This window comes from Providencia sp. 2024EL-00732 (assembly GCF_044006275.1).
Taxonomy (GTDB): Bacteria; Pseudomonadota; Gammaproteobacteria; order Enterobacterales; family Enterobacteriaceae; genus Providencia; species Providencia huashanensis.
In genome coordinates this window covers 405,968-421,555 of record NZ_JBIPDG010000001.1, presented here as the reverse complement: position 1 = coordinate 421,555, position 15,588 = coordinate 405,968, and the positions used below count along the sequence as shown (strand labels likewise).

Annotated in this window: 12 protein-coding genes; 6 read left to right on the top strand and 6 right to left on the bottom strand. The window is 39.3% G+C overall.

Annotated features, from left to right (window positions below; genetic code table 11):
• Positions 1 to 83 precede the first annotated feature (83 nt).
• Positions 84 to 1,199, top strand: coding sequence for an AI-2E family transporter YdiK (gene ydiK / locus ACHB7C_RS01915; RefSeq protein WP_042844045.1), 1,116 nt, complete (start codon positions 84 to 86; stop codon positions 1,197 to 1,199).
• 707 nt (positions 1,200 to 1,906) lie between these two features.
• Here ydiK and ppsA read toward each other — a convergent pair.
• Positions 1,907 to 4,285, bottom strand: coding sequence for a phosphoenolpyruvate synthase (ppsA, locus tag ACHB7C_RS01910; RefSeq protein ID WP_042844046.1), 2,379 nt, complete (start codon positions 4,283 to 4,285; stop codon positions 1,907 to 1,909).
• Between the two features lie 295 nt (positions 4,286 to 4,580).
• Here ppsA and ACHB7C_RS01905 point away from each other — a divergent pair, with 295 nt between their 5' ends.
• The 5 genes from ACHB7C_RS01905 to ACHB7C_RS01885 all read left to right on the top strand — a co-directional run bounded on the left by ACHB7C_RS01905 (position 4,581) and on the right by ACHB7C_RS01885 (position 11,438).
• Positions 4,581 to 5,402 (top strand): pyruvate, water dikinase regulatory protein, encoded by an 822-nt coding sequence (locus ACHB7C_RS01905; protein ID WP_269466240.1) that lies wholly within the window; start codon positions 4,581 to 4,583, stop codon positions 5,400 to 5,402.
• A gap of 119 nt (positions 5,403 to 5,521) precedes the next feature.
• Positions 5,522 to 6,571, top strand: a complete 1,050-nt coding sequence (locus ACHB7C_RS01900) for a 3-deoxy-7-phosphoheptulonate synthase (protein ID WP_042844048.1) — start codon at positions 5,522 to 5,524, stop codon at positions 6,569 to 6,571.
• A 531-nt stretch (positions 6,572 to 7,102) separates the two neighbouring features.
• Complete coding sequence (locus ACHB7C_RS01895; RefSeq protein ID WP_395346246.1) at positions 7,103 to 9,262, top strand: TonB-dependent hemoglobin/transferrin/lactoferrin family receptor; 2,160 nt, start codon at positions 7,103 to 7,105, stop codon at positions 9,260 to 9,262.
• 128 nt (positions 9,263 to 9,390) lie between these two features.
• Positions 9,391 to 10,440 carry a hemin-degrading factor gene (locus tag ACHB7C_RS01890; RefSeq protein WP_272677894.1) on the top strand — a complete coding sequence of 350 codons (1,050 nt, stop codon included), beginning with the start codon at positions 9,391 to 9,393 and terminating at the stop codon, positions 10,438 to 10,440.
• 626 nt (positions 10,441 to 11,066) lie between these two features.
• Entirely contained in the window at positions 11,067 to 11,438 is a 372-nt protein-coding gene (locus tag ACHB7C_RS01885; RefSeq protein ID WP_042844051.1) for a helix-turn-helix domain-containing protein, read from the top strand.
• Positions 11,439 to 11,516: 78 nt separating this feature from the next.
• Here the strand turns inward: ACHB7C_RS01885 and ACHB7C_RS01880 are convergent, their stop codons facing one another.
• From ACHB7C_RS01880 to arnT, 5 genes are all read right to left on the bottom strand, one after another.
• Positions 11,517 to 12,533: a lipoate--protein ligase gene (locus ACHB7C_RS01880; RefSeq protein WP_042844052.1), complete on the bottom strand. Its 1,017-nt coding sequence runs from the start codon at positions 12,531 to 12,533 to the stop codon at positions 11,517 to 11,519.
• A gap of 65 nt (positions 12,534 to 12,598) precedes the next feature.
• Positions 12,599 to 13,087, bottom strand: a complete 489-nt coding sequence (locus ACHB7C_RS01875) for a C40 family peptidase (RefSeq protein WP_042844053.1) — start codon at positions 13,085 to 13,087, stop codon at positions 12,599 to 12,601.
• A gap of 75 nt (positions 13,088 to 13,162) precedes the next feature.
• Complete coding sequence (gene arnF, locus ACHB7C_RS01870; protein ID WP_166685394.1) at positions 13,163 to 13,582, bottom strand: 4-amino-4-deoxy-L-arabinose-phosphoundecaprenol flippase subunit ArnF; 420 nt, start codon at positions 13,580 to 13,582, stop codon at positions 13,163 to 13,165.
• Positions 13,579 to 13,926: a 4-amino-4-deoxy-L-arabinose-phosphoundecaprenol flippase subunit ArnE gene (arnE, locus tag ACHB7C_RS01865; protein WP_129465834.1), complete on the bottom strand. Its 348-nt coding sequence runs from the start codon at positions 13,924 to 13,926 to the stop codon at positions 13,579 to 13,581. The genes arnF and arnE overlap by 4 nt, the downstream gene beginning before the upstream one ends.
• Positions 13,923 to 15,581: a lipid IV(A) 4-amino-4-deoxy-L-arabinosyltransferase gene (gene arnT, locus ACHB7C_RS01860; RefSeq protein WP_042844056.1), complete on the bottom strand. Its 1,659-nt coding sequence runs from the start codon at positions 15,579 to 15,581 to the stop codon at positions 13,923 to 13,925. The genes arnE and arnT overlap by 4 nt, the downstream gene beginning before the upstream one ends.
• Positions 15,582 to 15,588: the final 7 nt, after the last annotated feature.

Genomic DNA, 15,588 nt, shown 5'->3' with positions numbered 1-15,588 from the left:
TAATCGTGAAAAATAATTTCGTTATTTTCACCTAAAAATTTGCCGTATAAGCAGAATTTTCATTTATTAAGGATCAATCATTAATGGAAAAATCGCAAAAACGTTTGGATCTCCCCAAACTTATTTTCGGCCTATTGTCCATCATCTTAATGATAGCCGCCTGTTTTTGGGTACTTAATCCCTTTATTCTTGGCTTTGTATGGGCAGGGATGATGGTTATTGCAACATGGCCACTATTATTACGGCTAGAAGCGCGCTTATGGCGTAAGCGTTGGCTAGCTGCATTAGTGATGGTTCTTCTTATATTACTGTTGTTTGTTATCCCATTAGGGGTTTTGATTGGAAGTATTATTGATAATAGCACTCCATTGATTGATTTAGCCAAGTCCCCTTCAAGCCTGACATTACCAGAGCTAGAATGGCTAAATACCATACCGATGGTAGGCGAAAAAATTTATTACGCATGGCATAGCCTTGTAGCGAGTGGTGGTAACGCCCTACTCGCAAAAATCCAACCTTACTTTGGTCAAGCCGCGGGGTGGTTCGCCACACAAGCGATCAGCGCAGGGCGCTTTGTGTTTCATCTAATCTTAATGTTACTGTTTAGCGGCTTACTTTACCTTAAAGGTGAATCTGTCATGTTAGGCATACGTCACTTTGCTGTGCGCCTTGCAGGCATGCGTGGTGATGCAGCTGTTTTATTAGCAGCTCAATCAATAAGAGCGGTGGCATTGGGCGTCGTCGTGACAGCGTTAATCCAAGCTATTGTCGGTGGGATTGGCCTTGCACTTTCTGGCATTGGTTATGCTGCAATCCTCACTGTTTTACTGTTTATCTGCTGTGTTGCTCAAATAGGGCCGCTGTTGATTATGGTGCCATCTGTTATATGGTTATTTTGGACTGGTGATACCACTTGGGGAATTATTCTCGCCATTTGGGCTGCGGTTGTGGCAACAATGGACGGTGTTCTTCGTCCTTGGTTGATTAAAATGGGTGCCGATTTGCCGATGGTACTAATCTTAGTTGGGGTTATCGGGGGTATCTTATCATTCGGGATGATAGGCCTATTTATCGGTCCCGTTGTATTAGCTGTTTCATATAGTTTATTAAAAGCATGGATGAATGAGGTAGCTATGCCTAATGAGAACTTAGCTGAAACAGAGAAATTTCTTGAAGATGTGTTCATGATTAAGAAATAGTTGCAATTAATTGAAACAGGCATGTTGTCGATATACATGTCTGCTTCATTAATGATTTCATTTCTCATTAATATTTAGAAACAATATTTAACATTCTAATGTTAGTATTTAGCCTAATTTATGTTAACATAATTCTATTGGAATAATTCTCTTAAGTAACAACAAGTAAGTTTATTATTGAGAGTGTTCTTAATGCTTGTATAATATGAATACTTTATTATCTAGCCATTGAATCAAACAAACATGAAAAGCCATGCTAACCCCTTAAAGCACGGTTTTATTAACCAAATTGCTGTGTGTAGTCTTTGCCTGTCAGCCCATGATAGGCTTTTTTTTTTATCTAGTTCCTCAATATGAAAATTATTCACATCAAAATTAAATCATCTGTTTTATAAGTATTGATAAGAATCAACTTCTGGTACCAAACATAAGTAAACATACTCCTTTAGCGTTATACATAACCCGCACTATTATTACTTTCATGAGCTTTATAATTAAAGTACATTTAATTACTCATTATACGCGTGATTGATTTGGAATAATTATGTTTATGTACGCAAAAAGAATTGCATAATCATTCAATCGAGTTATTTAGTATGAAATAACTCAATAATAACTATTAACTATTGTAATAATAGATAATTTAAATTAATAAAAAAAGCCGAAAGGTTTTCACCTCTCGACTTTCATTATTAGCTCAGTAATGATTACTGATTTTCAGCGATCGTTAACCAAGTTTGCACGACAGTGTCTGGGTTTAAAGATAAACTATCAATACCTTCATCAACTAACCACTGAGCGAAGTCTTGGTGATCTGAAGGACCTTGCCCACAAATACCAACATATTTATTTTGGCGTTTAGCTGCTTGTATTGCCATCGATAGCATTGCCTTAACCGCGTCGTTTCGCTCATCGAATAGCTCAGAAACAACACCAGAATCCCTATCAAGGCCTAATGTTAATTGAGTCATATCGTTTGAACCAATAGAGAACCCATCAAAGTGCTCAAGGAATTGGTCAGCCAGCAAAGCATTCGATGGTATTTCACACATCATAATCACTTTTAAGCCGTTCTCTCCGCGCTTAAGGTCATGTTTTGCCATCTCCGCAATGACAGCCTCAGCTTGTGCGACAGTACGCACAAACGGGATCATTACCTCAACGTTCGTGAGCCCCATAGTATTACGCACGCGCTTAACGGCTTCGCATTCCAACGCAAAACATGCACGGAAGCTATCAGAAACATAACGCCCTGCACCACGGAAACCAAGCATAGGGTTTTCTTCTTCAGGCTCATAAATATCCCCACCGACTAAATTGGCATATTCATTTGATTTGAAGTCTGATAAACGCACAATAACGCGTTTTGGCCAGAAGGCTGCTGCTAACGTTGAAATACCCTCGGTTAATTTGCCCACATAGAACTCGATTGGGTCGTCATAACCGGCCATCATTTCGCGGATTTCAGTTTGTAATTCAGGAGACTGTTCATCAAATTCTAACAATGCTCTTGGGTGAACACCAATCATGCGATTGATGATAAACTCCAGTCTCGCTAAACCAACACCTTCATTTGGCAAACAAGCAAAATCAAATGCACGGTCAGGATTACCCACATTCATCATGATTTTGACACCAAGGCTTGGCATTTCACTCACTTCAGAACTGTGAATTTCAAATTCCAACTTGCCTTGGTAAACAAAGCCAGTATCACCTTCCGAGCAGGAAACAGTGACTTCTTGACCTTCTTGTAAACGGTCAGTTGCATCACCACAACCAACGACAGCAGGTATCCCTAGCTCACGAGCGATGATAGCGGCATGGCAAGTACGCCCACCACGATTAGTGACAATCGCAGCAGCTTTTTTCATGATTGGCTCCCAGTCAGGGTCTGTCATGTCTGTAACTAAGACATCACCAGCCTGAATGCGATCCATCTCACTTAAATTATGAATCACTTTTACTACACCGGAACCAATGCGGTGACCAATAGCACGCCCTTCAACTAAAACCTGTCCTTGCTCTTTGAGTTGATAGCGTTCCATGACTTGTTGATTTGAACGCACTGTTTCTGGTCTTGCTTGGACAATATATAAACGCCCATTGTGGCCATCTTTAGCCCACTCAATATCCATTGGACGACCATAATGCTTTTCAATCTGTAAAGCTTGACGAGCGAGCTCTTCAACTTCATGGTCAGCCAGAGAGAAACGATTGCGTAGGGTTTCTGGCACATCTTCAATCTGAACTTGTTTACCGTGCTCTTTACTATCGGCATACACCATTTGTAGTTTTTTAGAGCCTAGAGTACGGCGTACAATCGCAGGGCGGTTATTTTTCAAGGTTGGTTTATGGACATAAAACTCATCCGGATTTACCGCCCCTTGTACCACCATTTCACCTAGACCATAAGCTGAGGTAATGAAAACTACCTGATCAAAACCAGATTCGGTATCAATAGTAAACATCACGCCCGAAGATGCTAAATCAGAACGTACCATTCTTTGCACACCCGCCGACAGAGCTACTCCACGGTGATCGTAACCTTGGTGAACACGATACGAAATAGCGCGGTCATTAAACAACGAAGCAAAAACATGTTTAATCGCCACTAATACAGCATCAATCCCTTGAACATTAAGGAATGTCTCCTGTTGCCCCGCAAATGAAGCATCAGGCATATCCTCTGCGGTTGCTGATGAGCGAACAGCAAATGATGCTTCTGCTTCCCCTTCTGAAAGTTGAGCGAACGCGTCACGAATATCTTGTTCCAACTCCTTCGTCAATGGCGTATCAATCACCCATTGACGGATCTGAGCACCTGCAACAGCCAGTTGGTTCACATCATCAATATCCGTTTCATCTAGCAGGTTATAAATGCGTTGATTTACACCGCTCTGCTCCAGAAAATCATTAAACGCCTGTGCGGTTGTCGCGAAACCGTTAGGTACGGATACACCCAGATCAGATAAGTTTGTGATCATTTCACCTAAGGAGGCATTTTTACCGCCAACCCGGTCAACATCATTCATCCCTAATTGGTTATACCAAAGTACATTACACGGAGTAAGGCCATTTGTGGACATTGAAAGTGATCCTTTTATAGCAATTTAGTGACAGAGTACAAATCGTAAAAAATCTCATTGGCGAAAATTCGCCTCGTGAAATAGACTAGCACAGACATTAATAGAAGATGGACTGGTGAATCGTTCCATCAAATAAGAAAAATGTTTTGTTCTAAAAATCGCTCAAATAATGGCTATACTTTCCCTTATAAACTAATTTTTAAACTTTAAACAAAGATAATATCTCTATAAAACTAGTGATAAATACAATAAAAGATAAATAACAATGAATAAATTAGATTCGATGAACAACCCAATACAAAGAACTGTTTTCTTTATTTCAGATGGTACAGCTATCACAGCTGAAACTCTGGGGCATGCTGTCCTTTCACAATTTCCACTAGCTTTTATTTCTTATACCCTGCCTTTCGTTACCACGCCGGCCCGCGCACAAGAAATAAAACAAAAAATTGATACCATATTTGAAGAAACACAACTTCGCCCATTAGTGTTCTATTCGATTATTTCCCCTGAAGTTAGGCAAATCATCACGCAAAGTTCTGGTTTTTGCCAAGATATTGTCCAAAGTTTAGTTGCTCCAATCCAAAAAGAAGTTGGCCTTGAACCAGAACCTAAGCTCAATCGTACGCACGGCTTGTCAATGCAAAATATGATCCAATACGATGCTCGTATTGCAGCCATTGAATATACACTCGCACATGATGATGGTATTTCTCTGCGTAATTTAGACCAAGCTCAAGTCATTCTTATCGGTGTTTCTCGCTGTGGCAAAACCCCTACCAGCTTATATTTAGCTATGCAATTTGGCATTCAAGCCGCCAATTATCCATTTACTGCTGATGATATGGACAATCTAAAGCTCCCCGTGGCTCTTCGCCCTTATACCCACAAATTATTTGGCTTAACGATTAGCCCTGAACGTTTAGCTGCTATCCGTGAAGAACGCCGTGAAAATAGCCGTTATGCATCGATAAGGCAGTGCCGTATTGAAATTGCTGAAGTCGAAGCATTATTTAGGCAGAATAAAATCAACTACTTAAATACAACTAACTACTCAGTGGAAGAAATTTCAGCAAAAGTGATTGATACAATGGGTTTACAGAGACGTATATTTTGATAAAAAATATAAAATATAATTGATACAAATTACTTTGTAGGTTGAAATTAAGCCATTTTCGTTTATTGTGATCTTTATCACTGATACGGCATCTGCCTATTAAAGTTTTGAGAACCAAAATGCAAAAAACTGATGAATTACGCACTGCAAGAGTGGACAGTTTAATTACACCACAAACTCTCGCTGATGAATTTCCTATTTCCCAAAAGGTTGCCAATAACGTGACAGCGTCACGTAAGCGCATAGAACAGATCTTATCGGGGGAAGACCCGCGTTTACTTGTTATCGTCGGTCCTTGCTCAATTCATGATATTGACGCGGCAATTGAATACGCGACAAAGCTGAATGTATTAAGGGAACGTCATCAAAACCGCTTAGAAATTGTTATGCGGACTTATTTTGAAAAACCGCGCACCGTTGTTGGCTGGAAAGGACTAATTTCTGACCCAAATTTAGATAACTCCTGCCAAGTCAATACAGGAATACGCCTCGCGCGAAAATTACTAATAGAAGTTAACCAGCTTGGTTTAGCAACAGCAACTGAGTTTCTCGACATGGTTACGGGCCAATATATTGCTGACCTTATTAGTTGGGGGGCTATTGGTGCGCGAACGACAGAAAGCCAAATTCACCGCGAAATGGCTTCTGCGCTCTCCTGCCCTGTTGGTTTTAAAAATGGTACAGATGGCAATATTAATATTGCTATTGATGCAATTAGAGCCGCAAAAGCACAACATATGTTTTTGTCCCCAGATAAAAACGGTCAAATGACCATCTACCAAACCAGCGGTAACCCACATGGCCATATTATTATGCGCGGGGGGAAACAACCGAATTATTCTGCTGGGGACTTAGCCGCAGCCTGCGATAAGCTTCGCAAATTTGAACTGCCAGAGCATTTAGTCGTCGACTTTAGTCATGGTAATTGCCAAAAAATTCACCGCCGTCAATTAGAAGTCGCTCGGGATATTGCAGAGCAAATAAAGGATGGCTCTACCGCGATAAGCGGTGTAATGGCTGAAAGCTTTTTAATTGAAGGCACACAGAAAGTCATCGCTGACCAAGCTTTAGTTTATGGTCAATCGATTACTGACCCATGCCTTGGCTGGGAAGATACTGAACAACTCATTGAAATCCTTTCTCAAGCGGTTGATTCTCGCTTCAAATAGCCTAGCTTAGTATCAAACATTTCCATCACGCCCTTTAGTTATATTCTAATTAAAGGGCTTTTTAATATAAAATAACAATAACACTCAATTAAATATAATTTATTTATATTAATAACTGTTTATTTAAATTAAAAGCACAGATTAAATCAAAAAACTCTTGACCACCCAAACCTTAACGATAATAATTCTCACTACAGCTCGTTTTATCTATTAGCTCACTGTAAAACAACGCCATTATTTCTATTAATGACTATAAAAGACGATAAACAATAGGTTAAGTCCCCATAAAAATTCGGGTATGTATTCATCTAAGGTGCTTACTAAATTGAAATGGAGCTCTTTGCTTATTGGCAATAAATAGTAAATATAACAATGGATTGTTTTATATCGCTATCAAATTTATCAACCAAAAGGCGGGGTTGATAATAAACGCTAATAAATAAAAACGTTATATAAAATACTTTTAGCATGCCACCCAGATAATCTATCCAGGCAGCCAGCGTAACCTAAAATATAAGGAAAGGACTTCCTATGCAGTTTAAACCGATGCCTGCATCTATATTCCAAGAAAAAAAATTCCCTATTTCAACACTCACCATCGCTATTACTTTAGCCGGGTTGAGCCATTCCGTATTAGCTCAAGATGTTATCCAAGTTTCAGCCTCCCCCTTCGGTTTTGAAGAAATTGCCGTGGCTGAGCAAGTTGATGTGATTGACGCCCAAGCGCCTGAACAACAATCTGCAACTTCTGCCTTGGATTTACTAAAAGGCCAACCCGGCGTATTTGTCTCTGGGTCTAATAGCACTTATGGCCAAGGCATTCAAATGCGAGGGTATGACTCTCGGGGGGTAAAAGTCACAATCGATAACATCACTCAAGATTTTAACTCAGGGTTATATGATGCCACTTTTATCGACCCGACTTTGATTAACAAAGTGTATATCCACAAAGGCTCCGCATCAGTTCATCATGGTGGAGGTGCTCTCGCTGGGGTGGTCGCATTCAAAACATTAAATGCCGCCGATATTTTAAAACCGGGGCAAAAATTAGGTGGGCGAGCGTTTAGCGGCATTAACCGTAATGACCATAGTTACTATGCAGGCGCAACTTTATTAGGTCGTTCTGAGTCATTTGACACATTGCTCAGTTACAGTCAGCGTAAAAAGCATATTATGGGTTCTCCCGAATTTGAGCTGGCACATAATGTTGAAAAAATCCATAACTGGATGCTCAAAACTACTTGGCTACCACACCCATCTTACAACCTAACATTACAGTTAAAAGAATATCGAAACGATAGCCTGAGCTTAAAACAACCGGCAAAACCCACGGAAAAAACTAAGTATCCGAACGCCCCCCATGAAAGGCAAAGCCACCAGCGGGATATTGCAATTAATCAGTATTTTAAGCCGCAAAACAGCTTAAATTGGCAAGCTGAATGGAGCGTTTATTATACCGACTTGTATTTAGACCAAACTGATACCATCAAAATTATCAAAAAGCCTGATGAATATGGCCCTGAGGAACGCAACCAATACACCTATGGGACTAAATTTTCTAATAGCGTCTCTTTACCGATGTATAACTGGGTAAACCACTATATTCAAAGTGGTTTTGAATATTACCAACAGAAACAAACATCAAATCAATATGCAATCAGCTATCCGCCATCAGAATTGTCTAACATGTCTGGCTGGCTGGTAAATGATATGACTTTGCATCATTTACCCATCACTTTCTCCGCAGGGACACGTTTCACCCAGTACCAAACTTCTAGAGAGAATTTCCCTGAAAACAAGCATACTAACTGGTCATCTCGCTTTGCTGTAAGTGCAACCCCTACTAGCTGGTTAAATCTTCATTCATCATACGCTGAAGCATACCGTACTCCAAGAATGTCGGAGCTTTATAACAATTCAAACCATTTCACTATTCCACTTTTTTTTGGCGCCTCTATTAAATCTGATTTCCGTCCATCACCAGATTTACAGCCTGAAACCAATAAAACATGGGAGACAGGTTTGAAACTCAGTTTTGACGAGCTTTATTTTAAAAATGACTCCCTTCAATTTGGTTCGACTTATTTTCACACTAAAGCAAAAAACTACATAACTGTCGATGGCGAGTACCCCTTATCCTTCAATCCAAGAGCTCGAGATGGTAATAAAGTTGGTCGAATGGAATACTTCCCGAAGAAAATATTTTTTATAAATATTCCATCCGCAACTATTCATGGATTTGACAGTTTTGTTCACTATAAAACACATTGGTTTGATATCGCTGTTAACCATAATCACACGATGGGAAGAGAAGATGGTACAAATTATTCTTTATCATCTATTCGCCCCCAAACGTTGACAGCCAGAATTAATGCTCCAGTTGCAACAACAGGAATTCAAATTGGCTGGATTGGTGAGTTTTCAGCCAAAACCAAGTTCCAAGGCAACGCTAAATATCAACGTCCCCATCACAAATCTGATAAAGGCTTAGATCGCTATCATAAAGAAGTCATTCAATACGCAGGATATGGAGTTCATGATTTTTATGTGAATTATCAAGCTGATGAATTCATTAAAGGGCTAAGTTCCACGCTTACTATGAAAAATGCCTTTGATAAACAGTATATCTCTTCCATGGGGGTCCCACAGGAAGGTAGGAATTTTTACTTTAACGTAAATTATAACTGGTAATTTAGTAACAAATAATAGTTAACAACCAATAAGTTATGTTATCAGCTAATTTCATAGCGCAAATTACTATGTCCTTATACGAAATTAGTTGATAACACTTTACTCTACTTAACCTTAAGGAAATTATTTTGAATTCAAATAGCTATAGTGATTACCAAAAAATACGAAAAGAGCATAAGGGTATATATGCGCGCGAAATAGCAGCACAACTAAATATTTCAGAAGCACAGCTTCTTCATTGCCGCGTTGGTCAAGATAACGTGCAAAGGTTATCTGGAAAAATGCCTGATATCTTGCAAAGTTTAGCATCCATCGGGGTGGCAAAAGGGGTTACCCGTAATGAGTACGCCGTTAATATTCAAATTGGTCAATATGATAATGCAAGGCTCAGCTCACATGCGGGTTTATTTCTCAATCCTCGAGCTCTTGACCTTAGAATGTTCTTTGCTCAATGGCGTTCAGCATTCTCATTAGTAGAAGAAACAACTGAAGGCCTACGTCATAGCATTCAGTTTTTTGACAAACATGGTGATGCCTTACACAAAGTTTTTACCACAAAGTCGACGAATCTCGATGCATGGCAAACATTGATTAAACAATATATTACATCAGAAAACCGCCCTCTCACCATCCATGAAGTCAAACCGTTTTCTGAACGGTCGATTGATCGTGAACTTGCACAAAAACTAGAACAAGAATGGCGCAATATGACAGATGTCCACCAATTTTTCACCATCTTAAAAAATAATAATCTAAGCAGACAGCAAGTCTTCCGCGTTGTTAGCCGTAAACTAGCATGGCAAGTCCCTCGCAGTGCATTATCAGGTTTACTGTCACTCGCCCACCAAGCACAAAATGAAATTATGCTTTTCGTTGGTAATCGTGGCTGTGTACAAATTTTCACTGGTAAAATCAGTGAAATAACATCATTAACCGTAGAAAATACCCAAACTCACTGGTTAAACATTATTGGTCCTAATTGCAAACTGCACATTATTGAAAATGGTATCGCTGAATGTTGGGTGACAAGAAAACCGACTAAAGATGGCTTTGTAACAAGCTTGGAGGTTTTTGATACCCAAGGCAATCAGATTATACAAATGTATGGTCAGCGTACTGAAGGCACACCTGAGCAAGATGAATGGTGTAAGCAAGTTTTAGCTTTACCCCATATTTAATAGGGGTAAATAACATGAAACATTGGCTTCTAATCGCCATTTTCCTTGATGTGACAGCCTCATGAAAACATAAAACTCAGTGGGAGTAGGTTTAGTTAAATACGCCAAAAGCTATGTCACAGACCCAGCATCTACAGCGTTTTGGCAAAAAAGAGGTAAAATTCATTAACGGAGTATTATGTTGATAATAAAACCAATCACCATAATTCTCCCTATAACTGCCAATCATTTAGTGTTTTTCTCTAAAAAAATCAACTCGGAATTTCCTGTTTATCGTTATAGAACTGTCTTTAAATGTAGTGCGATAATTTTTCAATTATTTACTTGGTTAATAAAATCGAACAGCTTGAACAATTAATTTGAATATATAGTAAATCCACCAGAATAACCTATCATAAAAATCAAAGTTAAAACACAACCCATTGATTTTTTATATATTTAAACATACAATGATGTATGTTTAAAATGTTAAATTTATCAACATCTATCGTAGTGATAGGTATTCTCATTAAAAAACCGCACGTTTAGCCTATCGATATATCGGAAAAACAGGAAGAATAGATCCTAATTTCGTGAGTTATTATTAGTTATTAATGAACAATAGCCTACTTGAGTAGGAGGTAAATATGTCAGAAAGTGTAGTCAATGATATTGTTAAGTGGCTAGAAAGCCAGTTGCAACGCAATGAAGGCATCAAAATCGACACAATAGCCGATAAAAGTGGTTATTCGAAATGGCATTTACAGCGTGTTTTCAAAGAAATGAAAGGATGCACGCTTGGCGAGTATGTGCGTAAACGCCGCTTGTTAGAAGCCGCTAAATCATTACGTGAAGGCAACTTACCTATTCTTGATATTGCGTTACAATATGGCTTCAGCTCACAAGCTACATTTACTCGTATATTTAAAAAACATTTTGATACAACGCCGGCAAAATTCCGCCAAACTGGTGAAATGCCGGAATGTAAAAGCTTTATGACTTGTAACTGTCATAGTTAATTATTTTATTCAATAAGTCCCTTTTCCTATTCGTTATTTTAATGTCTATGTCTGAGCCGACAACTGTCGGCTCTTTTTTTAACTTAACTCTAAAACCAACCAGTTTTCTAAATCAGCCAATTGTTCCTGTAATTGAGGCCATTTCTGCATCATTTGTTTACTTAATAAACGAATAGTCTCTGTTTGATAGACCTTACCAACTAGCTGTTCACTGAGCCACTCTAATGGCGAAGGGTCTAAGCTATCAGTAAAAAATTGACAACGGTTAATCACACCTTTTTCAATATCAAAATGAAATTCAATTCCCCCCCACGGGAATCGAGTATCAGAGTAATGTGAAAAGGCAGGCGCCTGCCCAAAATTCCATTCCCAGCTACTTTGTTTAGCAAAAGTTTCCTTGAAATTGGGTAGATCAGGTAACTTCTCAGGGGAAATATATTCGGGGTCAACCGTCTCACCGAAATGCTCGAAAAAGCTTTTAATAATGCCTTCGCATACTTTTTCGTGGGAAATATTAGGGACTAATTCAGATAAATTTGCGACCCGAGAGCGTACCGAGGTGATCCCCTTTGCTTGCAACTTTTTAGGGTCTGGGTTCAAATAGTTTGCTAGACGACTTAAATCAGCATTTATTAACAAGGTTCCATGATGAAAACCCCTGTCTTTTGTTTCACGATAAGCAGAGCCAGAGATTTTTCTTAGGCCATTTTCAGTGTCTAAAACCAAATCATTACGCCCAGAAATTTGTGCAGCGATACCCACTTGAGCTAAACCATCAACGATAATTTGTGTAGAAACTGTTTTATCGTATTCAGGTTTCCCCGCCATAAACGTAAAACATGTATTTCCCAGATCATGGAATACTGCGCCACCGCCACTACTACGACGTGCTAAGCGAACATTGTCCTCATCCATCCTTCTGGTATTACATTCTTTCCAAGGATTTTGAGCTCGACCAATAACCACCGTGTCCGCATTACGCCATAAAAACATAACACGTTGATCTGCTGACATTTGTCGAAAAATAGTTTCTTCAACCGCAAGGTTAAACCAAGGATCAAAAGATTCGGAGATAAGTAAACGTAACCTAGACATTAAAAACTACCCTTAAAACAAAAATTGCTTCTAAGATAGCATAATCACTGAAAAAAATAGCGAGTTTAGATGCGCCTTGCTTGCCAGAACACTTTTCGCCAATAAACGTTATCCATTGAGGAACGGATCACCCCTTTACTGGTTGAAGCATGAATAAAAGTATTATCGGTATCATAAATACCCACATGTAACCCATTTTCCCCTGAACCAGTCTTAAAGAAAACCAAATCCCCTGGCATCAAATCCGATTTATCAATTCGCGTCCCTAACTGAGTTTGGTCCACCGTCGTTCGGGGCAGCTGGATAGCAAAACGATCGTTAAAGGTGCGATAAACAAAACCTGAACAATCCACACCACTTTGGTTCATTCCACCATAGTGATAAGGCGTCCCATACCATTGTTCTAATTGGTCTTTTAACTGTGCTATTGTCATTATTGGGTCGGACAACTGTGTTTTTAGCGGCGGCGGCGGTGTCCTTTTAACTGTCGTTGATGAACAGCCGATTAAAACTAGACACAAAAGTAATGGTAGGTGTTGTATTTTTATAAGCATAAAGCACCTTATTCATCGTTCTTATTACAATATTTAACTGAGATTATAGTGCGTGAAGAATAAAAAATAAACAACTTAGATTTTACCCCCCTTATTATTATTTTTCATTTGTTTTGTTGGTCGGCTAATCAACCAAACGCCTAATAAAATAAAGGCAATTCCCGCTGCTTTTAACCATGTCGCAGGTTCATTAAACCAAGGTAACAAAACAGCGAGAATATAGACGAATACGTAACTAAGGCTGATAAGGGGGTAGGCTTTATTTAATGCGATATATTTTAATGCAAATAACCAACATAGCATCGATAATGCGTAGCAAACTAACCCTATAAAAATAATACTTAGGCTAACAAAATTTGCCAATAACCAATCTGCTTGTAACCAGTGCCAGCCAAGTGTAAATGAGGGTAACTCAACCACACCGGCTTTCAAGCTCAGTTGGGCCACAGTCACTAGTAGTGCACTGCCAAGTACCCATAAATATCCTTTATTCATACACTGATACTCATTAGCAAAATACCCAACATGATCGCTGCGACCCCTAGCCAATGACTAAGCCCTGTTTGTTCTTTATAGATAAACTGGCCAATCAAAGTAATTAATACAAAGTTAATACTTAGCATTGGGTAAGCAATACTGAGAGGCATGGTTTCCAATAACTTCAGCCAAAACAACATGCCAAGACCCAACATGAAAACCGCCAGCACCAGCCACCGAAGTGCTGATGCTGTTTTATTGGTTTTTTCACTCTGCCAATTTACCACTGCTTGTTTTTGAGCCACTTGCCCCATGCAAGTTAATACGCTAACAAGTAATAATAGTAATAGTTGAGCTATCATTGTTGATGATAAACCACAATCGCCATACGCGAATTTTTAATGACTTCATCTGGTTTAGGTATATCCGGTAACCCTTCTTTACGACCTAATAAAAAGACCACCGTTACCTGCCCTTCTTGACGTGCTTTTGCTAACCATTGTGCAAATTGGTCTGGTTTAACTAACCGATGTTGGCTGTCAGGGTATTTCAAACCGTAGGTCAACTCACCACTACTATTATATAAATAAATATTTGAGTTTTTAGTTTCCCAAGCAAGACCAGCCGCAACACCAACATTACTCGCCATTAAATAACGGCTATTCATCAACAAGTCATGGTTTTGATGAATAAAGTTTTGCGGCAATTTCGAATCAATGGTGTTGTTTGGTAAGGCACTACCAATACATAAGCTAACCGCCAATGAACATGACGCAGCCCAAAGCCAATATTTGGCATTAAGCACGGTGCAAAGGTAACCGATGATCGCCCAGATAGAGAAAGCAACGACACCTAAAACCATTTTTGACCATTCATCTGGTTCATATAACGGTTTCTTTATCACTGTGCTTATCACAATCACAGCAATCACTGCAGCAATGCCCAATACAATATTAATAATACCATTAACTTTTAGCGCTCTCATCGTGCCATTACGCACGCAATCAACCCCATACTTTGCCATTAAGAGAGCTAAAGGCGCCATAAACGGCAACATATAGGTTGGTAACTTACCGCGAGAAATACTAAAAAAGATAACTGGCACTATAAACCAACACAGTAAAAAGAACATATCAGGGCTAGATTTACGTTCTTTCCACCCTTTGATTATTGCGCCGGGTAGTAAACCTGCCCAAGGGATGGCACCGAGCAATATAATGGGGATATAATACCAAAAAGGTGCAATATGCTGAGCATCATCCGCAGTAAAACGTTTAATATGCTCTATCCAGAAAAAATAATTCCAATAATCAGGTTCTTGTTTAGCAATCGCCAATGCCCATGGAAGGCTAATAATGACCGCTGAAATTATCGCAAGTGGCCCATACTTTACTAATTCAAGAAAACGCCTTTGATACAGTGTGACTGGAAGCATGACGATCACGGGTATAGCAAGGGCTAAAAAACCCTTAGTCATAAATGCCATACCACAAGCTAACCCAAGGCAAACCCATGCCCCAAGTTTAGATTTGACTTCTCTGGCTTTCATCGCCCATAAACAACAAAACATACTCGCCGCTATCCATAAAGATAACATTGGGTCAAGTACACTGTATGTCCCGATGGAAAAAACTAAAAACATCGAGATGTAAATCAGGCTTGCAACATAAGCAACGTGGCTATTACGCCACATCATTTTTGCCATGCGATAAACCAGTAATGCACTAAGAAGAATACAAAAAACAGAACCGAAACGAACTGCAAAGTTAGTATCACCAAAGATCATTTGGCTGATATTGTTTATCCAATAACCTGCAACTGGTTTTTCAAAATAACGCACATCCAACATATAAGGGACAATCCAGTCCCCCCGCTGTAGCATCTCGCGGCTGATTTCTGCATAGCGTGTTTCATCGGGTTGCCAAAGTAAACGGCTGTTCAACGGCAATAAATAGGTCAGGATAAAAAAAAGAGCCAGCAGAGAGGCTCCTACTTTGCTCGCTCGGTTATTCAACATAGATTGC